Below are 21,046 nucleotides of genomic sequence, written 5' to 3'. Positions count from 1 at the left end.
GAGATAAAAAGAAAGAATTTAATACAAAGGTACTGTCAGATTTGAAATTTTACTTGGAAATCAGGGACAGGTTGATTGAGCTCACTTTGGATATTTTAAGGATGAATTATATTCTTCCTTACATCACTTGTAAGTATTTTTAGTATTTTATATTTGCTATAATGTGTATAGATCAACATAAGAAAGGAGAATTATAGAGTGATCATACAAGGAAAATTATTAGAAGTTCAAGACTTACAAAAAAACTACGGAAAGAAAAACAATATAACAAAAGCTTTAAATGGTGTTAGTTTTGATATTCTCCCAGGAGAATTTTTAGGAATAATGGGACCAAGTGGATCTGGTAAAACTACATTATTAAATTGCATTGCAACAATAATAAAACCAACGTCTGGGCGTGTACTTTTAAATGGTAAAAACATCAGTGCTTTTGACAGTAAGGATTTAGCAGAGTATCGGGGTAGTCGAATTGGATATTTATTTCAAGATTTTGCACTGCTAGACAATTTAACTGGACAAGAAAATATACTATTACCATTGTCTATTCATGGGATAGATTTTGTAAAAGCACGTGCTAAGTTAGATAAGCTAGCAGGTTTTTTAGAAATTACAGATATTCTTAATAAATTCCCATCTCAGATGTCTGGGGGACAAAAGCAAAGGGTAGCCGCTGCACGCAGTTTGATTTCTGATCCAGATATTGTTCTTGCAGATGAACCGACAGGGGCATTGGATACACGCTCTGCAAGAATATTAATGAATAAGTTGGAAGGTATTAATAGAAGTAGTGGAAGAACTATTTTAATGGTTAGCCACGACCCTAATGCAGCAAGCTTTTGTTCAAGAATCCTTTTTATTCAAGATGGTGTAATATTTCATGAACTGCGCCGTAAGCAAGATGAACCTCGTGAGAAATTTTATGAAAGAATTTTAAAGGTATTAGCTCAGCTTGGGGGAGGGAGTGCAAATGTTCTCTAAGTTAATTTATCGTAATTCTAAACGAAGTCGTAAGGAAAATTTAATCTACTTTGCAACACTTGTCACAGCAGTAGCCTCGTTTTATATCATTCTTTCACTTGGAAGGCAAGATGTTGTTTTATTTTTAAAGGAATTTGAAAGTGATGCAATCGATAAACTCTTATCCTTAATGCCAATTGTATATCTATTTGCCTTATTTCTATTGTTTTTCTTGATTTTATTTGCTAATCAGTACCAATTAAATCGGAGAAGTAAAGAGTTTGGGCTCTATCTTATGTTAGGAATGCGCAAAAAGCGTCTTGTTCTTCAACTTGTAGCAGAGGGACTTATGACGTCTATTTTGGCACTCATTAGCGGCATTTTAATAGGCGGATTTTTAGCAGAAATCATCAGCTTGACGGTTTCTAAACTAGTTGGACAGGGAATTATCGGGCATCAAATAAGCTTGTCGGTAAGTGCGATTTTCTTCACGATCATCGGTTTTTTATCCATCCAGCTCATTGCATTAGTCATTCTTGGTGGAAGATTATTTAATCAAGAGGTACATCAATTACTGAATGAGCAAACGGATAAGAAACAAGATATGGGGTATTTTAAAGGTAATATACTCAATATGTTAGTAGGTACTATTTTACTAGGTGTCGCATATTGGATTGTTTTATATCGTTTTATGGATTTTGCAGGAATGCTTGTGTTTGTAGCATTAGCACTTGGAAGTTTAGGAACGATCTTTTTTATGGGGGGATTTGGAAAATTACTAGGTTTATTGGCAAGCTTATCCCAGCGTAAATCTACTAAAGGTTTGCACACATTTACATTAAGACAGTTTCAAGAGAACGTAGCTAATAAATCTACTTCTGTTGCAGTAACATCTATTTTAATTACGTTATCTATCATTTTGATAACAAATGGTGCTTCAACCATTATAAGCTTTGAAAGTATTAATAATAGAAGTTCTTCCGTATATGATTTTACTGTTAATGGGGATAATCAAAAGGTTAAGCAATTCCTTACTACAGAAAAAATAGCACCATATGTAGAGGACTTAAATCTCCTAGAGATTGGAAGGATGAAATACCAGGATGAATATGAAGACTTGCCTTTATCGTTAGTTGATTGGTCAAAATTAAGAGAGCAAATTATTATGGACCTGCCAAGCAACTATAAAGAACAAATTCTATCTGGAGAAATACAAGGCTACAGTATCACTTCGGAAAACCCTGAATCACTTAATCTTCTTGGAGTCCTAGAGATTGATGCAGCAAAACCTTACCTCATTCCTGAATCATCGTATAATGGACTTTTAGAAGCTATAGGAGAAAAACCTTTAAAGCTACATTCAAATGAAATTGCTTTGTATTTTAATCCGGATTTTGTGCCTATGGATAATCTAGAAAGTATGCCAGTACTAGATAATATTCTTGAAAAGGCTGCAAAAGAAGGAGAAAGCTTGATAAGCATTAATGATCAGGAAGTATTTATACACTCATCAACTCCAATGAGGGGATTAGTCGCAGACCGTTCCGTAGAAATTTATTCAGCATTCATAGTTCCAGATCAAATGTTTAAACAATTATTGAATACGGAAAACTATAGGTCATATTGGAATTTTCGCATTCCACAAAAGCTGCAAAATGAGCAAGGTTTAATGAAACCAATGATGGAGGCTAGAGATTTATTAAAATCTTCAGGTTTTAAGTTTGAAAGCTATTTACAAAACTTTGGACGTAGACTTTTCTACGTTGTTGCCGGAAGTTATACTATACTATATATGGGCTTTTTATTCTTGATTATTGCCTGTACGGTATTGGCCTTACAATTTTTGACGCAGATGAAGCAGACGGGCGGGCGCTATTTAACGCTTTCAATGTTGGGGGCACAACGTAATCAAATGAAAAAATCTATGCATAAACAGGTGTTATTGACCTTTCTATTACCTATGTCTCTTGCGTGCATGAGTGGAGCTGTTGGTATAAGAGCTATGATTTCATTTGTTATTATTCACATCGAAGATAACGCGTTACTTTATCCTATGGCCTTTACCTTTGCATGTGTAGTAATAGTTATTTTCGTGATTTATGGAGTAGCCGTTGCCCGTTCAGCAGATCATGAGATCGACAAATTGCGCTGGAAGCCAAATATAGATTAAAGAGCTGTTACATTTCATATAGAAGGAGGTGCTGAAGTGGTGAGGATTACGATTGTTGAAGATGATTCATGGATGAGAAAAGAGTTAATGGATATATTGCAAAAAGAAGGGTTTGAAGCAGTAGCAATTACGGATTTTAATGATGTAGTCACTCAAATTGTCACTTCATCACCAGACTTAGTTCTATTAGACATTAATTTACCGAATCAATCAGGATTTGAAATATGCAAAAATCTAAAATCAAAAGGTATTGGACCAATATTGATGCTTACTTCTAGAGATAAGTTACAAGATGAATTACATGGCTTTAATTTAGGTGCAGATGATTATCTCACAAAACCATGTAATCGAGATAGGTTGTTAGCACGCATTCAGAACCTGCTAAGAAGATTTGAAGGGCAACCAAGTTTGATAGATAGTGGAAGTTTTTCCCTAGATCCAAATACCTTTACTTTGTATAAGGGATCTCAGTCCTTATTATTATCAGCTAATGAAGGAAAAATTTTATTGGCTTTAGTACAGAATAGACCTGAGATTGTATCCAAGTCAACACTGAGTAAACTTTTATGGGGAACAGACCAATATATAGATGAAAATGCACTTCAAGTAAATCTCACTCGCTTACGAAAAACACTAAGACAATTAAACTTGGAAAATCAAATTGAAACAATAAGAGGTCAAGGTTATAGACTTAGGGGGTAGGTGAAACAATGAAATTGATAAAGCAAATCTATGATTGTTTTAATGCTTATAAGCTATGGTTTTTTATTTTAATTATTATAAATCTTCTATTTATTTTTTTAGCTTGGTTAGCCTATCCTGAAACGTTTAAGATTTTAGTGGGTCTAATGATTGTATTTAGTCTAGCAATGATATCATTAGCTGTATTCATTATAATTAGAAAGCAAAAAATAATAGAAGCTGCTTTTCAAGATTTTTTGTTTGAACCGAATGAGGTGAACGAAGAAATATTATGTCAGGTATCTTCTAAAGCATATTGGGTGTTTATCCATAGAATTGGGAGTGTCCTAAGATCATATCAATCGAAACTTAATGATCAAGTCATTGAGTTAACCGATTATGAAAATTATATAGAAGGATGGGTTCATGAAATAAAAAAGCCTTTGTCATTGATGACATTGGTATTAGATAACCGCAATGACGAAATGTCTGACCTTGTTAGACAGCGTATGCTTCATATTAGAGATCAAATGCTTGGAGATGTAGGGCGAATCTTGTATTTTGCAAGACTTAGAGCTACTCATAAAGATTATATTTTTGAGTCTATTAATTTACTAGCATTTTGTAAACAGACAATGGAAGAACATCAAACATTACTAGATGAATCTGGTTTTCAAATACAGTTCATAGGTGAAGAAATGGAAATTTTATCTGACCGCAAGGGGTTAGCTTTTATATTAGAACAAATAATTTTTAATAGTACGAAATATGTTGAACAGAATCAGGAGAATCTAATTCTAAGATTTGAAACAGTTTATGATAAAGTGAGTGGTCAAATCATTTTGCATATTAGTGATAATGGGCCTGGTGTATCAGAAGAAGATTTACCATTTATTTTTGATAAGGGTTTTACTGGAGGGCGAGGTACTTATACAAGACAAGCGACAGGTATGGGACTATTCTTAGTGAGTAAGATGGCTTATGATTTAGCCATTCAATTGGATGCAAAATCAGAGCTTGGTTCAGGATTAATCATATCGCTCATATTTCCAAATGTGAAACAATAAGCTTTCCATACTGAGCCTGATGTACATTCACTTATATTGCAGGATATCTGCTGCCCAGTAGAAGTGAGGTTCTAGATGGTTTTTCTTACAGGGCATAATGAGATATAACCAGACGATTAAGGATACTATGAGTTCTTTGAAAAATTAGGCTTCTGAGTGAATTTTCTGAAGAAAACTTTCAGATAAGACCTTACAATGTCTTGTCGACATCCTTATTGTACTATCAACCCATGTAGAGTGTGTTGTGAATATAGAGAAGAAATAGACTTTCTTGACTCACTCTTTCTTGACTTTTTCGAAGTATAATAGTATAATGATAAAAAAATTGAAGTTTGAGGTGAAAAAATGATTAATTTTTCTTGCTAATTTTTAAAGTACATTTAATACAAAGATAAACAGGTATGTTCTGTTTGTTTTGTTGTACTTATGCAAGAAAGTTATTCTTTTTTCTCTTAATATATACACTTGTGCTATGCTATAATGATTAGCTTAACTAAGTATATCTATGAGCTGTAAGAATAATTAATTCTTGCAGCTCTTACTTTTTTATAAATAATTCGAATAAGGAGGATAAATAATATTATGATAAATAAAGACACTTTGCTAACACATGATAATCTCCATATAGAGTCGGATACTGCAGGCGACATTTATATGGAGTAATAACAAGGTCGCCTATTGTTCCGACTTTGTTATTTATACTATTAAATACAGAGGAGGACAAAAATATGTCTTTAATAAATGTTACAAACCTAACCTTTGCTTATGAAGGTAGCTATGATAATATTTTTGAAAATGTAAGTTTTCAAATTGATACCGATTGGAAATTAGGCTTTATTGGAAGAAATGGAAGAGGAAAGACTACTTTTCTAAATCTTTTGCTTGGGAAATACGAATATAATGGGAACATTCTAGCTGATGTGACTTTTGAATATTTTCCTTATGAGGTGCAGGCGCAAAGCAATTTCACCATAGATGTCATAAGGGAGATTAGTCCAAATTCAATGGATTGGGAAATAGTAAAAGAATTATCTTTGTTAGATATGGACTACGATGCTTTATATAGACAGTTTTATACACTATCTAAAGGAGAGCAGACCAAAGCACTGTTGGCTGCCATGTTTTTGAAGGAGAACTCTTTCTTACTTATTGATGAGCCTACCAATCATTTGGATGCTGAAGCTAGGCAAAAACTAAGTAATTACTTGAAAAAAAAGAAAGGATTTATTCTGATTTCACATGATAGGTCTTTTTTGGATAATTGCGTGGACCATATCTTGTCTATTAATAAAACTAATATTGAGATACAAAAAGGAAATTTTTCTTCATGGTGGAGAAATAAAGAATTACAAGATGGTTTTGAGCTAGCAGAAAATCAAAAATTGAAAAAGGATATTAATAGACTTTCCAGCTCGGCAAAACGTGCATCTACGTGGTCAGATAGTGTTGAAAGCAGCAAGCATGGAACTACTAATTCTGGGAGTAAATTAGATAAAGGATATGTTGGACATAAAGCTGCAAAAATGATGAAACGTGCTAAAAATATAGAAGCTAGGCAACAAAACATGATTGAGGAAAAATCAAAGCTTCTTAAAAATATTGAATCTAATGAAAGTTTAAAAATATTACCGCTTACTTTCCATGATAAAAGGCTTGTAGAACTTACAGATGTTGCAATTAAATACGGTGATAGAATTGTCTGTGAAGGAGTAAGCTTTACTATAGAGCAGGGTGAAAAAATTGCTATTCAAGGAAAGAATGGCAGTGGAAAATCAAGTATATTGAAGTTAATTCATGGAGAAGACATTCCTCATAGTGGAATTGTAAGGAAGAATAATAAGCTAATCATTTCGTATGTTTCACAAGATACTTCAGACTTATATGGTAACTTATCTGAGTATGCAGATGAACACTGTATCGACGAGAGTTTATTTAAATCAATGCTTAGAAAACTTGATTTTTCAAGAGAACAGTTTGAAAAGAATATCGAAGATTTTAGTGAAGGACAGAAGAAAAAGGTATTGCTTGCTGAAAGTTTGTGTGAACGGGCACATTTGTATATTTGGGATGAACCATTGAATTTTATTGATGTCATTTCCCGTATGCAGATTGAGAAATTGTTAATTGAGCATGAACCTACAATTTTGTTTGTTGAGCATGATAGTGCATTTTGTGAAAATGTTGCAACAAAAATAATAAAATTGTAAAGATAGAAATGATAATTAATATATTTAATGGGAATATAAAAGTAACGCACAATAGGCTCGATATAATTCTACGGACAAAACAACTTTTAAATTTCAATCTTCAAGTGCTATCAAGCAATTTTGCAGTGCACTAAAGAAAGCTGGTATTAGTGTAACTGTTAGAACACAATTTGGTTCTGAAATTAGTGCTGCTTGTGGACAGTTGTGTTATGAAAATGAATTATGATGCTAGTTCAAAAATATCCATTTGAGTAAAGAAATAGTCTTATTTTAAAGATATTGAGAATTTTTAATTAAATATTGAAGAGTGTTGTATGTCCCTCAGATTTTAGATTTGAGGGACTTTTGGTTAGGATGGGTGAACTTTTATGCAAGACTAAAGATTAATGTTTATTTTGCTTTATTAATTTTTGCAGTTATAATAAACCTAGATGTGTAAATACAAAAGATTTTACTTGTAAGGCATATTTGAAATGGAAATGGCAGACCTTGATACTGATATTTATGATTATATCTTACCAATGTTAACTCTAATTAAGCTTGTAAGGACACAGATGGAGGCATGGGATGAATAAAAGGTTGTTGTTAAAGATGAAGATATTTAATGAGAAAATAACAATGATAAATTGAAATTAATTTATAAAAGTTAGACAGTGAAAAAATTAAAGAAATGCGTTTGCAAATAATTTTTCAAAAAAACACTCTGCCGCAAATAGATAACCAGGCCTTGACGACATCATTATTGTCACCTCAAGGCATGTGGATAGTATAATTCTGATGATGTATTGTGGTGATAAGGGTAAAAAGTAGAGTTCGACTACAACATATGGTGGTTTTGGAGCAATTTTCGGTCAGAAATGAGCTGAAAAACACCGTTTTTTGCCCCCTGTTTTAGGACGGAATATAGATGTATAGGGTAATTTTAGTGATGGCAGAAGAAAATTGGAAAAAGTAAGGCTAAAAATGAGAGGTGAATCTTATGCTAATTTATTTAGCAATGATTGAATCAGAAGAGGATAAAAGTAAATTTGAACAACTTTATATTACATATAAACAAACAATGTTTTATGTTGCCAATAGGATACTCAAAGATGAATATTTATCAGAGGATGTTGTTCATCAAGCATTTTTAAGAATTATCGATAACTTATCTAAAATAGATAAAATTGATTGTCACAAAACCAAAGGATTTATCGTTGTAATAGTAGAGAATATAGCAATTGATTTCTATCGCAAAAGAAAACGTGAAAATAGTATATCCTTCGATGAAGTGGGAATTTATATAGAAGATGTAAGGAATAACAGTAAATTTATACTGAATGAAATAGAAGAAGCTATCTTAAAATTGCCTATAAACTATTCTACTGTGTTGAGACTAAAATATTCCCAAGGATATACCAATAAAGAAATTTCCGAGATTTTGAGATTGTCTGAAGAAAATGTAAGGCAAAGATTAGTAAGAGGCAGGAATAAGTTGGAAGAAATCTTATCTGAAGGGAGTGAGAAGGCTCATGAGTAAATATACAATTGATGATGATTTATTATATAAATATGTTAAAAGTGCAGAAAATATAATGCTTGAAAATTGGCCTAAGGAAGAAGAATTATTTCATAAATTTTCAAAGAGATTTCAAAAAAAGATGAATAAACTTATACAACAAGAAAAAAGATCTCCATTTATGAAATCATTTATAAACTATAGTAAGAAAGTTGCAATTATATTTTTAATATTTATATCTATAGTATTTGCTACAACAATGAGTGTAGAAGCATATAGAATTAAGTTTTTTGAAGTAATCACAGAAATATGGGAAGAGTTTACATCAGTAGTTTTCAAAAATAAAGACAATATAAATGAAGATAAATTGATACCGATTAATCCAATCTATATCCCAGATAATTTTAAAATTATAGAGCATGAAATTAACTCTTATGAACAATTTATCTATTGGCAGAATGATAATGGTATTGAAATAATGTTTGAGCAAGCTAAAATTACAGCAAATTCAATTATAACTGATACAGAGGGGATAGATGTAGAAGAACTTTTAATAGGAGAGCAGAAAATTATTTGTTTTACTAATAAAAATGTTAATCAATTTTATTGGAATGATGATAATTATACATATACAATCATTTCAGAATATGATAAAAATGAGTTATTAAAGATGGTTAAGAGTATAATAGATAAAAGATAAACATAAAAATAAAAATGTTTTTAAATTAAGTGTCACAAAAGGCCCTTTTCATTCGTTGATATAGTAAGAACAAATGAAGGGGGTCTTTTTATGACTAAGAGAAAACTAATTAAAATTGGATTATCAACTGTAATTTTATTGCAAATTTCAATGCCAGCTTTCGCTGCAGAACATGTTTTAACGCCAATAGAACCAATTGGCAATATACCTATAATAGTCCCATATATGAAATATACAGCAAGAGCTTCTACAAACCTAATCATTGATTCACGAGGTAATGCCACAGTAACAGCATCAATTGATGGCTATAAGGGGATTACAGATAAAGTAAGCATAAGTGCTGAATTACAGCAATATAAAAATGGGAGATGGACAAAGGTTACTTCCTTCTCTGATTCAGATAATTCTCATCGTATAAGAATATATGAAACTGCAAAGGTATCCAAGGGATATAAATATAGAGTTGTTACAAAAGTAACTGCTATACACAATGGAGATAAAGAAACAAAGACCATTACAAGTAGTGAACAGAAATATTAACTACTATGTATGGGAGGTGGTGTTTAATATGAGGGTGTGACTTTTGGTTGTAGGTACTTGAAGATTAAAAAGTCAAAACAAAAGGAGAGATTATATTATGAAAAAGTTGACTACTAAAATTATTAGCTTTATACTTACATTATCAATGATATTAGGCATAGGTACAACTACATTTGCTAATGGTGTTGAATTAAATATCATACAGAGAGATGTTAAACATAGTGATGTTATTGTAACTGATGAGGGTATATACATTAATGGTTCTTACTATACACAAGAACAATTCATTCAATTACTCGATACTGCAATTGAGATAGAAAATCCAACAGGTGGGATAAATACACAAAGTGCTGCAGCATTAGTAGCAGGAACATGGTGGATTCCTGGAATAGGAGAAGTAGTAATAACAGCAGCAGGTGTAATTATTGTTGGTGGTGCAGTAATTAAGGCAGGTACATGGATTTACAATGCTGTAGTAGAATGGTTTGAAGCAAGGGCAGAAGCAAAAGATTATGAAAAGGCAAAAAAAGATGGCAAACCAACCAAAAATCATAGTCGAACTAAATCACACAAACAGAAAGACAAGGGAGAACCTTATTCCTCAAATGATAATTATGATGAAAAAGGTAAATTAAAAGAAAGACGGTACTTTGGCAAAGATGGAAAACCAGATATGGATATACATTATACAGATCATGGTAATCCCAAACTACATCCAAAGGTACCTCATAGACATGATTGGAAAAATGGCAAGCCAGGTCCAGGATATTAATCTGAAATAGTATCAGGAGGTTAAAAATATGTCTAAAGATGAAACTTATAAATTAGAAAGTTTTATGAAAGATATAAAAATGGGATTAGAAATTGAATTCACTTTTAATGGTAAGGAATATACTTTAAGTAGAAGTGACGATAAATATGCGTTTACAGATGTAAGAGAACAAATCTATGCCTTGTATAACTCTTATGAAGAGTTATTGGAATCTATTAGAATTGAAGGATTTAGTATTATAGATATAATAGATAAAAGACTTTATCAGAACTGGTATGTGTATTAGCTCTAAAATATCGTTGTTACCTATGTAGTAAATTATGATAAAAATGAATTATTAATGATGGTTGAAAGTATAATAAATAAAAAATAAAAAAAATCAAATTAAGTATCATAAAAAGGCCCATTTCATTCGCTGATATAGTAAGAACAAATGAAGGGGGTCTTTTTATGACTAAGAGCAAACTAGTTAAAATTGGATTATCAACTGTAATTTTATTGCAAATCTCAATGCCAGCTTTCGCTGCAGAACATGTTTTAATGCCAATAGAACCAATTGGCAATATACCTATAATAGTTTCATATATGAAATATACAGCAAGAGCTTCTACAAATCTAATCATTGATTTACGAGGTAATCCAGAAGTGGATATTAATGATATTAAAAATGTGTTGTTGGTTTTAAAAGAAGAGCAGATAGCAGTGGATAATATGCACACATCATTAATTCCCTAAGATGGCAATAAAGATAATGATATAGTACTTGAAAAATCATCCTATCATTTTTCACCTAAAATATGGTATAATACAAGGAAATTCTCATTTTGCTCTGAATAATGCACATGAAGACGGGACTTTCATTAAAAAGCATAGCAAGAAGATTTGGATTGAGTCTTCAAGAGGATTAATTAGGGGAGGATACGTTATGAAAATTTCAAAAAATGATGCATTGATATGGTTTGATTTTTTTTCACAATTGGCTGAGGAAGAGGAGATTAGCACAAAACATGAAGAAATCATCTACTCTACCTTTGCGCAAATTGAGGCAACGATTGATCATAGAAATGATACGTTAATGTCGAAAATTAGAAGCTTGAAAACTTTGGAGAATAGAACTTTTTTTGTGGGAAATGAAAACAAATTTCCAAAAGGATGTCGTTCTTGTCTGTTGGGTACTGGTTTGAGTGCAATTAGGAAAACAAACAAATGTAACATAGAGTGTAAGTTCTGTTATAATTATGGGCAATTAGAAGATATTCCTCCAATTGGAGAAGATATGTGGGAAATTGGGGGCACTAAATTTTATGAGAAGGATATTGATTTGCTTCTTTCCATCCACCAGAAACCCACTGGAATTTCCTACGTTTATTTAGAGCCGTTCATGGAAATTGAAAAATACTATTCAGTTATAAAGAAGTTTAATGATGCTCAAATTTATCAACATCTATACACAAATGGCACTTTAGCCACTGAAGAGACATTGAAAGCATTGGGTGAAGCCGGTCTTAACGAGATACGTTTCAACCTGGGGGCTTCTAAGTGTTCAGACAAAGTTATTGAAAATATTGGAATAGCCAAAAAATATATTAAATATGTAGGTATCGAAACTCCAATGACTCCTGAGTTTTTCGAAGAATTTTTTAAGAAAAAGGAAGCAATCTTTGAGACAAAACTCGATTTTATCAATTGTGCAGAACTACATTTAAATGAGAATAACATAGACAATTATTATGGGGAAAACATGTATATTTCCAGACATGGCTATATATCTCCGACTTGGAGTAGGGAATTAACTCTGAAATTCATGAAAATAGCCGATGAAGAAAATTGGGATTTAGTAGTTCATGATTGCTCAAACTATACAAAATTTGCCAGAGGTTTAAATTTGAGCAGCAAAGAGGGTATGTGGTTTGGTGCCAGTAATTATGCTTGTGAGTTTTCTAGGATTCCATACGAAGTATTTATACCAATATTAAATGATGACAATTTCAAATTTTTAAGTGAAGAAGAGTTGCCTGACGACTATAAACCAGAGATGATAGATATTTAGAGTGTTTTGAAGCGGAGTCTTCTCTGGAAGAATGATTAGATATTATTTTGTTGATATACCATAAGGCATATTCGTCAGAATTTCTGAAACAGATGGAATTTGTATCAAATAGAACCTTCAAAAAATCAACACATTTTTGAAGGTTTTATTGTTTTCGATTTACTTGAATTGTAAAGCAAAAGCAGGCATCAATCGATAAAAAATTGGCTGTTTTAGAAACATATTCTGCAACCAATAGGATACCATAGGGGTCTGACATCTTTTTGGTACTCTCAGGGTATGGTGAGATGGTAGTAATGTGACAGAGCAGGTTAGATGTGAAAAAAGTTGATGTAACAGGTAAGATGTAGAAAAAAAGATATAGAACAAGGCACTCTACGTTCCAATTAGTAGAGTACCTTGTTCTTTTTTTATGTGTCCAGGACTTGAATTGCACAAGCAGATAGCCTATAAAAAACTAAAACAAATTCTAAGTGACTAGAATTTGTTTATAAAGGGAATACTTATATTTGCATTATAAAGCAAAGAATATAGTATAAATAATCTGTGTTGTGCTCTTATTATGAAAAGAGGGAATCAATGAATACATTAGAAAGAAAGATATTTGAGTCAGTACCAGGTAAACAAGTGACATTAGCACATATTATAGCAAATCCAGATGATCGAATCTTTGAAAAATTAGGCTTGAATGATGAAAAGTATCATGCAATTGGTATTTTAACCATAACCCCCCCAGAGGTTGCAATCATCGCTGTGGATATAGCTAAAAAGACTGCACCTATTAAAATAGGCTTTGTTGATAGGTTCAGTGGGTCTGTATTTATCTTAGGGGATGTAGCAGCTGTACAATCTGCTATGGAACAGGTTGTTATTTCTTTAAGGGAACTTATGCAGTTTTCTGTCCCCCAAATAACAAGAACATAATAGGTAGGTATAGAAAATGAAAAAAATTATGTTAATTGGATCAGTTGGAAGTGGAAAAACCACCCTTTGCCAAAGGATTCAAGGAGAGAGCATTAAATATAAAAAAACACAATCGGTTGAGTTCTATTCTCAGATGATTGATACACCAGGTGAGTTTGTCTTGCATAGAAGATTCTATAGTGCTCTACAAATGATGGCCGCTAGTTCAGATATCATTGGATTCGTTTGTAGCGTGACGGAATCAGGCCAGACATTTTCACCCTATTTTGCACAAAATTTTACGAAACCATGTATAGGAATTATTACAAAGATAGATCTAGCACCAAATGAAGAAGCTATTATAAATGCTGAGAAAAGATTAGAGTTAGCAGGTGTCGGGAAAATTTTTCGCCTCTCAGCTGTTGAAGATGAAGGAGTAGCAGAGTTGATAGCCTATCTTTCTAAGAAGAAGGAGGAATAAATTTGCAAATTTATACTAGAACTGGTGATAAAGGTTATACTAAGATAATCGGTGGTATTCAATTAGCAAAAGATAGTGAACGTATAAAAGCATATGGAACTATTGATGAATTAAATAGTTTTGTAGGATATGCTATCACACTTATAAAAAACAATGATTCTTTGAAGAACGAATTAACACAGATCCAACAGTATTTATTTGATTGTGGCAATGATTTAGCAACGCCAACAGGAAAAGGAACGTATCGAGTTACATCTGATTTGACAGAGTGGATTGAAAAGCGTATTGATGCTTATGCAGGTATTCCTCAAGAAGTGGAATCTTTTATTTTGCCAGGTGGTTCACAAGCAGCAAGTATTTTGCATATTTGCAGAACAATTGCCAGAAGAGCAGAAAGAGAGATAGTAACGTTCCAATGGACTAATGATATGAATGAAGAAGTTTTGATATTTGTTAATCGCTTATCAGATTACTTTTTTTCATTAGCACGTGTTGCAAATGTAAATGAAGGCATAAAAGATGTGCTTTATGAAAGAAGTGGGAAGGTATTCCATATAGATTTGAAAAAAGAGGATTTATAATAACTAGGAATACATTTTTAAAAGGCGTCGACAAGATTAAGACTTAATAATATTCTATTAAAAAACAAGCACAATGGCGTGCTGATTTTTAGAGACGAAGCTATAAGAAAATAATCGGATCGATTTATTTTCCTATGGTTTTTTTGTTAGAAAGGAGTAGTAGCTATGCAAAAAATAAGATTTGGAACAACATTATATATTGGTGAAGAAAGTCTGAAAAGATTATCAGATTTTAAGAATGAAAAGATTTTGATAGTAACAGATTCTTTTATTGCTTCATCAGAGTTACTTTCACATATTAGAAACTATATTGATAGCAGCACAGAAATAATGGTGTTTTCTGAAGTTATTCCAGATCCCCCAATTGATAACATTGTTGCTGGGTTAGAATATAGTAAGGGTTTTCCAGCTACAATTTTATTAGCAATAGGTGGTGGCTCTGCTATAGATGCAGCAAAAGCTATGCTTTATTTTGGTAAATTGACGGATAGATTTAGTGGGATACGATTTGTTACTATTCCTACAACAAGTGGAACGGGTTCAGAGGTTACGAATTTCTCGATTATCACTGATGATGAAAAGGGAACAAAATATCCATTGATTACGGATCAAATATTGCCAGATGAAGCTATTTTAGATTCTGGTCTTGTTGCAGGTTTACCACCTAAGCAAACTGCCGATACAGGTATTGATGTTCTTACTCACGCTATAGAAGCTTATGTTTCCACTAGTGCCAATGATATCTCTGATGCTTTAAGTGAAAAAGCTATACGATATGTATTCACTTATTTAGATAGAGCTTATAAAGATGGAAATGATAAAGAAGCACGTGAAAAAATGCATATGGCCTCAACAATGGCTGGAATGGCCTTTAACATAGCTTCACTAGGGCTAAACCATGGTATAGCACATGCAGCAGGAGCACGTTGGCATATTCCACATGGAAGAATAAATGGTATCTTATTACCAAATATTATTCGCTATAATGCAGGAGTTACTGAAGGGAATTATACTAAGAATACTACCACCGCTGCAAATCGGTATGCAGAAATCGCTAAATTCTTAGGATTAAATGCCGGAAGCGCACAAATAGGTGTACGAAGTTTAGTAAATGCAATCCTTGCACTTGAAAAGAGACTTTCCATTCCAAAGAATCTTTCCGAATGGGGAGTTAGCAAGGAACAATTTGAATCAGATAAAAATGTAATAGCAGAAGCTGCTCTTGCAGATCGTTCTACAGCAACAAACCCTATTGCTCCAACTAAAGAGGATGTAATTAATATTCTAAGGAAATCATTTATATAAATTTTGATTAAATGAGGTGATTACTTGGAAGGAAATGAAAGAATTATACAGGAATATGTTCCTGGTAAACAAATCACCGTTGCACATATTATTGCAAAGGCTGACTCGGAACTATATCCAAAGATGGGGATAGTACAATCTGGAAATGAAGCAGTCGGGATTTTAACTATAACACCAAGTGAAGCATCAATTATCGCTGTTGATATAGCGACAAAAGCTGCTGAAATAGAAATTGGCTTTGTCGACAGATTTTCAGGTGCGGTGGTTATAATAGGGGATGTTTCCTCAGTTAAAATTGCTTTAGAAAACATTTTAGAAACCATGGAAAGTCTTTTAGATTTTACTGTTGCACCTTTATCTAGCACTTAATGGATACGAAATTATCCTTACCATGTTAATGGAAGACAATGGTATTTGTTATGATGTTCATAATGAAAATATCTTTAACTTGAGATTGCATATTATAACTAGTTTTGTAAAAAAATAAATTATCGGGAAAAATTGATATTGAATCCATTAATGAAGGGGCAAAAATTATAATTATACCTAAAATTAAAATATAAACTATGACAATGAGGTTATAGATAAAAGCAAAGGCGCTTAATAAGGGGACAATTATAGACCTTTTATTAAGCGTTTGTTTTTTGAAAAATTTTAAAATATTCAACATATTTAAAGGGAGTAGATAAAATGTCAGAAACTTTGTTAAGCGTTGGTATTGATATTGGAACATCAACAACACAATTAATTTTATCAGAACTTTCAATTAAAAATATGGCATCAGTTTTTACAATTCCAAGAGTTTCTATTACGGATAAAAAGGTGATATTTAAGAGTGATATTATCTTTACTCCTATATTAGAAAACAATCTAATAGATTCAGATAGTATAAAGGCATTTGTAGAGCAGCAATACAAAAGAGCAGGTATCACAAAATCAGATATTCAGACTGGGGCAGTCATTATAACTGGGGAAACAGTCCGAAAGGAAAATGCCCAGACAGTCGCTAAAGCTTTAAGTGGCTTTGCTGGAGATTTTGTTGTGGCAACAGCTGGCCCTGATTTAGAGAGTATTATCGCTGGTAAAGGGGCAGGCACTTATTCCTATTCTGAAAGCCAACACACAACGGCTGTAAACCTTGATATTGGAGGCGGGACAACAAATCTAGCAGTATTTAACGATGGGGATATTGAGGATACGGCTTGCTTTGATATTGGAGGTCGCTTGATAAAGGTGGATACCAATGAAATCATTCGTTATATTTCCCCAAAAGTAAGGGAAATCATAAAAAGAGAAGCTTTAGATATTCACCTAGATGAAAAGATAAATCTTAAGGAACTAAATAAACTTTTAGATATATTTGTACAGGTACTAGAAAACAGCATTGGATTAGGTGAAAAGAACCCTTATTTTGACTTGCTGATAACCAACAAACCATTGAGCACAAAGCTGCAAATTAAATGTATTTCATTTTCTGGTGGCGTAGCAGATGGCATTACAAAAGAAAGTTTACAAGATCCCTTTGAATATGGTGATATTGGACTTTTGTTAGGCAAGAAAATAAGTGGCTCACTCCTTATGACAGCCCTCAAAGTGATTCCAACTGTAGAAACCATTCGTGCAACTGTAGTAGGAGCAGGATCACACACCACTGATGTTTCTGGAAGTACAATCACCTATAAAGAAGACATACTTCCGCTTAAGAATATCCCCATTTTACAGTTATCCAAAGATGATGAAAGTACGTATAATTGTGGGAATTTAGGAGATATTATTCAAGAAAAAGTAAAATGGTTTATGGTAGACGGGGAAGTGCAAATTATTGGATTAGGTGTAGAAGGTGTACATAGTCCTTCCTTCAAATTTATTCAAGATTTAGCAAAAGAAATAATAAAGGGTTTAGATTTGTTGATTAAGGAGAAATTGCCACTTGTTATTATAGTGAAAGAAGATATGGCAAAGGCACTAGGCCATAGCCTGTATGCACATCTTCCTAAAGATTATCCATTTGTATGTATAGATAGTGTTCATGTACGAAATGGAGATTATATCGACATTGGAAAGCCGATTGCAGAAGGTTCTGTTTTACCAGTAGTTATAAAGACATTAGTATTTAATTAAAGATAAAAGGAGGATGTACAATGATTTTAAAGACAAAGCTTTTTGGCAAAACCTATCAATTTTCATCTGTAATGGAAGTTATGGGGAAGGCTAATGAAGAAAAATCTGGGGATAATTTAGCCGGAGTTGCGGCAGGTAGTGCTGAAGAAAGAGTTGCAGCTAAAGTTGTTCTATCACAATTAACGCTCTCAGATTTATTTAACAACCCTGCAGTGCCATATGAAAAGGATGAGGTAACACGCATTATTATTGATAATGTTAATCTTAGAACTTATGAAAAGATTAAAAATTGGACAGTAGCTGAATTAAGAGAATGGATTTTAAATAGCAATACGACAAACTATGATATTCATCGTATATCAAATGGTCTAACTGCTGAAATGGTAGCAGCAGTTGCAAAAATTATGTCCAACTTAGACTTAATAGTAGGAGCTCAAAAGATCACAATAACTAAGACTGCTAATACTACAATTGGTATTCCAGGAACTTTTTCAACTCGTTTACAACCAAATCATCCTACTGATAATGTGGATGGTATCATGGCTTCAGTTATGGAAGGTCTATCTATGGGAGCTGGAGATGCAGTAATAGGTCTAAATCCAGTAGACGATACAACAGAAAGTGTAAAGCGTATTCTTCATAAGTTTAATGATTTTATTAATGAGTGGGAAATACCAACACAACATGTTGTTTTAGCTCACGTAGCTACTCAGATGGAAGCAATGGAGCAAGGGGCTCCAACAGGATTGGTATTCCAATCCATTGCAGGATCTCAAAAAGGAAATGCAGCTTTTGGGATTTCTGTAAAGATGCTTTCAGAAGCAAAGGACATGGCTTTGAAGTTGGGTACGGCAGTAGGCCCAAATGTTATGTATTTTGAGACAGGTCAAGGCTCAGAGCTTTCTTCTGATGCGCATAATGGTGTAGATCAACTGACTATGGAAGCTAGATGTTATGGATTTGCAAAATATTTTGATCCATTCCTTGTTAATACAGTTGTTGGATTTATTGGACCAGAATATCTGTATGACTCTAAGCAAGTTATCCGTGCAGGTCTAGAGGATCATTTTATGGGTAAGTTAACTGGTATTTCCATGGGTTGTGATGTTTGTTACACCAATCATATGAAGGCCGATCAAAATGATGCTGAAAACTTAACAGTTTTACTTGCAACAGCTGGTGTAAACTTTATTATGGCTATTCCAAATGGTGATGATATTATGTTAAATTATCAAACCACAGGCTACCATGAGGGTGCATCAATTAGACAATTATTAAATAAACGAACAATAAAAGAATTTGACCAATGGTTAGAAAAAATGGGATTTAGTGAAAATGGACATTTAACTTCTAAAGCCGGTGATGCATCTGTATTCTTGAAGCATTAAATATTTCTAAGAGGAGGGATAACTAATGGATGAATTAAACTTAAAAGAAATGATAAAATCAATTTTAAATGAAATGGTAGATGAAGCATCACCAGTTATAAATGGTTCAGCCACAAAAACAACTGTAGACATAATGCAATCTACTAAGCCTCAGGAAGTTGAAGAGGGATTTATACCAGATATTACAGGAGTAGATATTCGAAATCAATTTTTAGTGCCAGATCCAGTAGATAAAGAAGGTTATTTAAAAATGAAATCCTATACACCAGCTCGCTTGGGATTATGGAGGGCAGGTACAAGATATATGACAGAACCTAGTCTTCGATTCCGTGCTGACCATGCTGCTGCCCAAGATGCTGTATTCTCTTACGTTAGTGAAGATTTAATTAAAGAGCTTGGATTTCTAGAGGTTGCTACTGAATGCAAGGATAAAGATGAATATATTACACGTCCAGATTTAGGGCGTAAGTTTTCAAATGAAGCAATAAATACAATAAAAGAGGCTGTGAAACCAAATCAGAAAGTGCAGGTTATCGTTGGTGATGGCTTAAGTTCAGCAGCAATAGAGGCAAATATTAGAGATGTTTTGCCTTCCTTACGACAAGGCCTTAAGATGTTTGGACTTGACTTTGGAGAGGTTGTTTTTATAAAACATTGTCGCGTACCAGCTATGGATCAGATTGGTGAAGCAACAGGAGCTGATGTGGTCTGTCTTTTAATCGGAGAAAGGCCAGGTCTTGTTACATCGGAATCTATGAGTGCATATATAGCTTATAAACCAACCATTGGTATGCCAGAGGCTAGAAGGACAGTAGTTTCCAATATTCACAGACAAGGAACCCCAGCAGTAGAAGCAGGAGCATATATTGCTGAAATTATCAAGAGAATGTTAGATAATAAAGCGTCTGGCTTAGATTTGAAAGAAAAATAAAAAGCTACTTGATTTAAAGAGGAGGTTTCCTAATGAAAAATGAACGATTGGGTGCAAATGTTCTAAGTGTAAAAATCATTCCAAATGTTGATGATGGATTGGCAAAGGAATTAAAATTAGCACCAAACCAAAAAAGTTTAGGGATTATAACATCTGATTCTGATGATGTAACATATGTAGCATTAGATGAAGCAACGAAAGCATCAGATGTAGAAGTTGTATATGCAAGAAGTATGTATGCTGGAGCTGCTAATGCTTCTACAAAATTAGCAGGAGAAGTTATTGGAATCTTAGCAGGTCCAAGTCCGGCAGAGATACGAAGTGGTCTAGATCGTGCTATTGAGGTAATAGAAAATGAAGCTAGCTTTTATAGTGCAAATGATGATAATTCAATAGTTTATTTTGCTCATTCTGTATCTAGAATAGGTTCTTATCTTTCAAAAGGAGCAAATGTTAAAGAAGGAGAAGCCATTGCTTATCTAATAGCACCACCACTTGAAGCAATTGTAGCTATTGATGCGGCTTTGAAAGCTGCTGATGTAAAAATGAGTGTATTTTATGGACCACCATCTGAAACAAACTTTGCAGGAGCATTGCTAACAGGGTCACAATCTGATTGTAGAGCAGCATGTGAAGCATTTGCTAAAGCTGTGGAAGCCGTTGCTGATAGCCCAACCAGTTATTAGGTGGTGGT

Annotated in this window: 21 protein-coding genes and 1 pseudogene; all 22 read left to right on the top strand. The window is 33.1% G+C overall.

Translation table 11 applies throughout. The annotated features are described in order from the left end of the window. Window positions 1-198 precede the first annotated feature (198 nt). Entirely contained in the window at window positions 199-978 is a 780-nt protein-coding gene (locus tag KQI38_RS20600) for an ABC transporter ATP-binding protein (protein WP_216562845.1), read from the top strand. Next, window positions 968-3,127 (top strand): ABC transporter permease, encoded by a 2,160-nt coding sequence (locus KQI38_RS20595; RefSeq protein WP_216562843.1) that lies wholly within the window; start codon window positions 968-970, stop codon window positions 3,125-3,127. Before KQI38_RS20600 ends, KQI38_RS20595 begins: the two co-directional genes overlap by 11 nt. A gap of 36 nt (window positions 3,128-3,163) precedes the next feature. Beyond that, window positions 3,164-3,829: a response regulator transcription factor gene (locus tag KQI38_RS22690; protein ID WP_216562841.1), complete on the top strand. Its 666-nt coding sequence runs from the start codon at window positions 3,164-3,166 to the stop codon at window positions 3,827-3,829. An 8-nt stretch (window positions 3,830-3,837) separates the two neighbouring features. Further along, window positions 3,838-4,875, top strand: a complete 1,038-nt coding sequence (locus KQI38_RS20585; RefSeq protein WP_216562839.1) for a sensor histidine kinase — start codon at window positions 3,838-3,840, stop codon at window positions 4,873-4,875. Window positions 4,876-5,603: 728 nt separating this feature from the next. Then, window positions 5,604-7,082 carry an Lsa family ABC-F type ribosomal protection protein gene (locus tag KQI38_RS20580; protein WP_216562837.1) on the top strand — a complete coding sequence of 493 codons (1,479 nt, stop codon included), beginning with the start codon at window positions 5,604-5,606 and terminating at the stop codon, window positions 7,080-7,082. A 61-nt stretch (window positions 7,083-7,143) separates the two neighbouring features. Continuing rightward, a pseudogene (locus KQI38_RS22495) lies at window positions 7,144-7,308 on the top strand (23S rRNA (adenine(2503)-C(8))-methyltransferase ClbB); the annotation flags it as partial. 753 nt (window positions 7,309-8,061) lie between these two features. Next, complete coding sequence (locus KQI38_RS20570; protein WP_216562835.1) at window positions 8,062-8,601, top strand: RNA polymerase sigma factor; 540 nt, start codon at window positions 8,062-8,064, stop codon at window positions 8,599-8,601. Then, window positions 8,594-9,280, top strand: a complete 687-nt coding sequence (locus KQI38_RS20565) for a DUF4367 domain-containing protein (protein ID WP_216562833.1) — start codon at window positions 8,594-8,596, stop codon at window positions 9,278-9,280. The genes KQI38_RS20570 and KQI38_RS20565 overlap by 8 nt, the downstream gene beginning before the upstream one ends. A gap of 90 nt (window positions 9,281-9,370) precedes the next feature. Then, entirely contained in the window at window positions 9,371-9,820 is a 450-nt protein-coding gene (locus KQI38_RS20560) for a hypothetical protein (protein ID WP_216562831.1), read from the top strand. 97 nt (window positions 9,821-9,917) lie between these two features. Next, window positions 9,918-10,592, top strand: a complete 675-nt coding sequence (locus KQI38_RS20555) for a hypothetical protein (RefSeq protein WP_216562829.1) — start codon at window positions 9,918-9,920, stop codon at window positions 10,590-10,592. A gap of 28 nt (window positions 10,593-10,620) precedes the next feature. After that, window positions 10,621-10,878: a hypothetical protein gene (locus tag KQI38_RS20550; protein ID WP_216562827.1), complete on the top strand. Its 258-nt coding sequence runs from the start codon at window positions 10,621-10,623 to the stop codon at window positions 10,876-10,878. Between the two features lie 164 nt (window positions 10,879-11,042). Further along, window positions 11,043-11,327: a hypothetical protein gene (locus KQI38_RS20545; protein ID WP_216562825.1), complete on the top strand. Its 285-nt coding sequence runs from the start codon at window positions 11,043-11,045 to the stop codon at window positions 11,325-11,327. A gap of 190 nt (window positions 11,328-11,517) precedes the next feature. Then, window positions 11,518-12,642, top strand: coding sequence for a radical SAM protein (locus KQI38_RS20540; RefSeq protein WP_216562823.1), 1,125 nt, complete (start codon window positions 11,518-11,520; stop codon window positions 12,640-12,642). 579 nt (window positions 12,643-13,221) lie between these two features. After that, window positions 13,222-13,566 carry a BMC domain-containing protein gene (locus KQI38_RS20535; RefSeq protein WP_094899913.1) on the top strand — a complete coding sequence of 115 codons (345 nt, stop codon included), beginning with the start codon at window positions 13,222-13,224 and terminating at the stop codon, window positions 13,564-13,566. 16 nt (window positions 13,567-13,582) lie between these two features. Further along, complete coding sequence (locus tag KQI38_RS20530) at window positions 13,583-14,026, top strand: EutP/PduV family microcompartment system protein (protein ID WP_216562821.1); 444 nt, start codon at window positions 13,583-13,585, stop codon at window positions 14,024-14,026. A gap of 2 nt (window positions 14,027-14,028) precedes the next feature. Beyond that, on the top strand, window positions 14,029-14,607 hold the full coding sequence (locus tag KQI38_RS20525) for a cob(I)yrinic acid a,c-diamide adenosyltransferase (protein WP_094899915.1): 579 nt from the start codon (window positions 14,029-14,031) through the stop codon (window positions 14,605-14,607). A gap of 165 nt (window positions 14,608-14,772) precedes the next feature. Next, window positions 14,773-15,912 (top strand): 1-propanol dehydrogenase PduQ, encoded by a 1,140-nt coding sequence (locus KQI38_RS20520; protein ID WP_216562820.1) that lies wholly within the window; start codon window positions 14,773-14,775, stop codon window positions 15,910-15,912. 24 nt (window positions 15,913-15,936) lie between these two features. After that, window positions 15,937-16,281, top strand: coding sequence for a BMC domain-containing protein (locus KQI38_RS20515; protein WP_094899917.1), 345 nt, complete (start codon window positions 15,937-15,939; stop codon window positions 16,279-16,281). A gap of 321 nt (window positions 16,282-16,602) precedes the next feature. After that, a complete protein-coding gene (eutA, locus tag KQI38_RS20510) occupies window positions 16,603-18,033 on the top strand; it encodes an ethanolamine ammonia-lyase reactivating factor EutA (RefSeq protein ID WP_216562819.1) in 1,431 nt (476 codons plus the stop codon). A gap of 20 nt (window positions 18,034-18,053) precedes the next feature. Then, window positions 18,054-19,421 carry an ethanolamine ammonia-lyase subunit EutB gene (locus tag KQI38_RS20505; protein WP_216562818.1) on the top strand — a complete coding sequence of 456 codons (1,368 nt, stop codon included), beginning with the start codon at window positions 18,054-18,056 and terminating at the stop codon, window positions 19,419-19,421. Between the two features lie 25 nt (window positions 19,422-19,446). After that, window positions 19,447-20,352 (top strand): ethanolamine ammonia-lyase subunit EutC, encoded by a 906-nt coding sequence (gene eutC, locus KQI38_RS20500; RefSeq protein ID WP_216562817.1) that lies wholly within the window; start codon window positions 19,447-19,449, stop codon window positions 20,350-20,352. A gap of 32 nt (window positions 20,353-20,384) precedes the next feature. Continuing rightward, window positions 20,385-21,038 carry an ethanolamine utilization microcompartment protein EutL gene (eutL, locus tag KQI38_RS20495; RefSeq protein ID WP_216562815.1) on the top strand — a complete coding sequence of 218 codons (654 nt, stop codon included), beginning with the start codon at window positions 20,385-20,387 and terminating at the stop codon, window positions 21,036-21,038. The last annotated feature ends 8 nt before the right edge of the window (window positions 21,039-21,046 follow it).

This window comes from Tissierella carlieri, from assembly GCF_018917285.1.
Classification (GTDB): Bacteria; Bacillota; Clostridia; order Tissierellales; family Tissierellaceae; genus Tissierella; species Tissierella carlieri.
This window is presented reverse-complemented; position numbering and strand designations above follow the sequence as displayed.

Coding starts and splice junctions, on each gene's coding strand:
- eutL (WP_216562815.1), top strand. CDS start 20,385: ATGAAAAATGAACGATTGGGTGCAAATGTTCTAAGTGTAAAAATCATT.
- KQI38_RS20530 (WP_216562821.1), top strand. CDS start 13,583: ATGAAAAAAATTATGTTAATTGGATCAGTTGGAAGTGGAAAAACCACC.
- KQI38_RS20585 (WP_216562839.1), top strand. CDS start 3,838: ATGAAATTGATAAAGCAAATCTATGATTGTTTTAATGCTTATAAGCTA.
- KQI38_RS20520 (WP_216562820.1), top strand. CDS start 14,773: ATGCAAAAAATAAGATTTGGAACAACATTATATATTGGTGAAGAAAGT.
- KQI38_RS20540 (WP_216562823.1), top strand. CDS start 11,518: ATGAAAATTTCAAAAAATGATGCATTGATATGGTTTGATTTTTTTTCA.
- KQI38_RS20595 (WP_216562843.1), top strand. CDS start 968: ATGTTCTCTAAGTTAATTTATCGTAATTCTAAACGAAGTCGTAAGGAA.
- eutC (WP_216562817.1), top strand. CDS start 19,447: ATGGATGAATTAAACTTAAAAGAAATGATAAAATCAATTTTAAATGAA.
- KQI38_RS20550 (WP_216562827.1), top strand. CDS start 10,621: ATGTCTAAAGATGAAACTTATAAATTAGAAAGTTTTATGAAAGATATA.
- eutA (WP_216562819.1), top strand. CDS start 16,603: ATGTCAGAAACTTTGTTAAGCGTTGGTATTGATATTGGAACATCAACA.
- KQI38_RS20570 (WP_216562835.1), top strand. CDS start 8,062: ATGCTAATTTATTTAGCAATGATTGAATCAGAAGAGGATAAAAGTAAA.
- KQI38_RS20580 (WP_216562837.1), top strand. CDS start 5,604: ATGTCTTTAATAAATGTTACAAACCTAACCTTTGCTTATGAAGGTAGC.
- KQI38_RS20535 (WP_094899913.1), top strand. CDS start 13,222: ATGAATACATTAGAAAGAAAGATATTTGAGTCAGTACCAGGTAAACAA.
- KQI38_RS20555 (WP_216562829.1), top strand. CDS start 9,918: ATGAAAAAGTTGACTACTAAAATTATTAGCTTTATACTTACATTATCA.
- KQI38_RS20560 (WP_216562831.1), top strand. CDS start 9,371: ATGACTAAGAGAAAACTAATTAAAATTGGATTATCAACTGTAATTTTA.
- KQI38_RS20505 (WP_216562818.1), top strand. CDS start 18,054: ATGATTTTAAAGACAAAGCTTTTTGGCAAAACCTATCAATTTTCATCT.
- KQI38_RS20545 (WP_216562825.1), top strand. CDS start 11,043: ATGACTAAGAGCAAACTAGTTAAAATTGGATTATCAACTGTAATTTTA.
- KQI38_RS20565 (WP_216562833.1), top strand. CDS start 8,594: ATGAGTAAATATACAATTGATGATGATTTATTATATAAATATGTTAAA.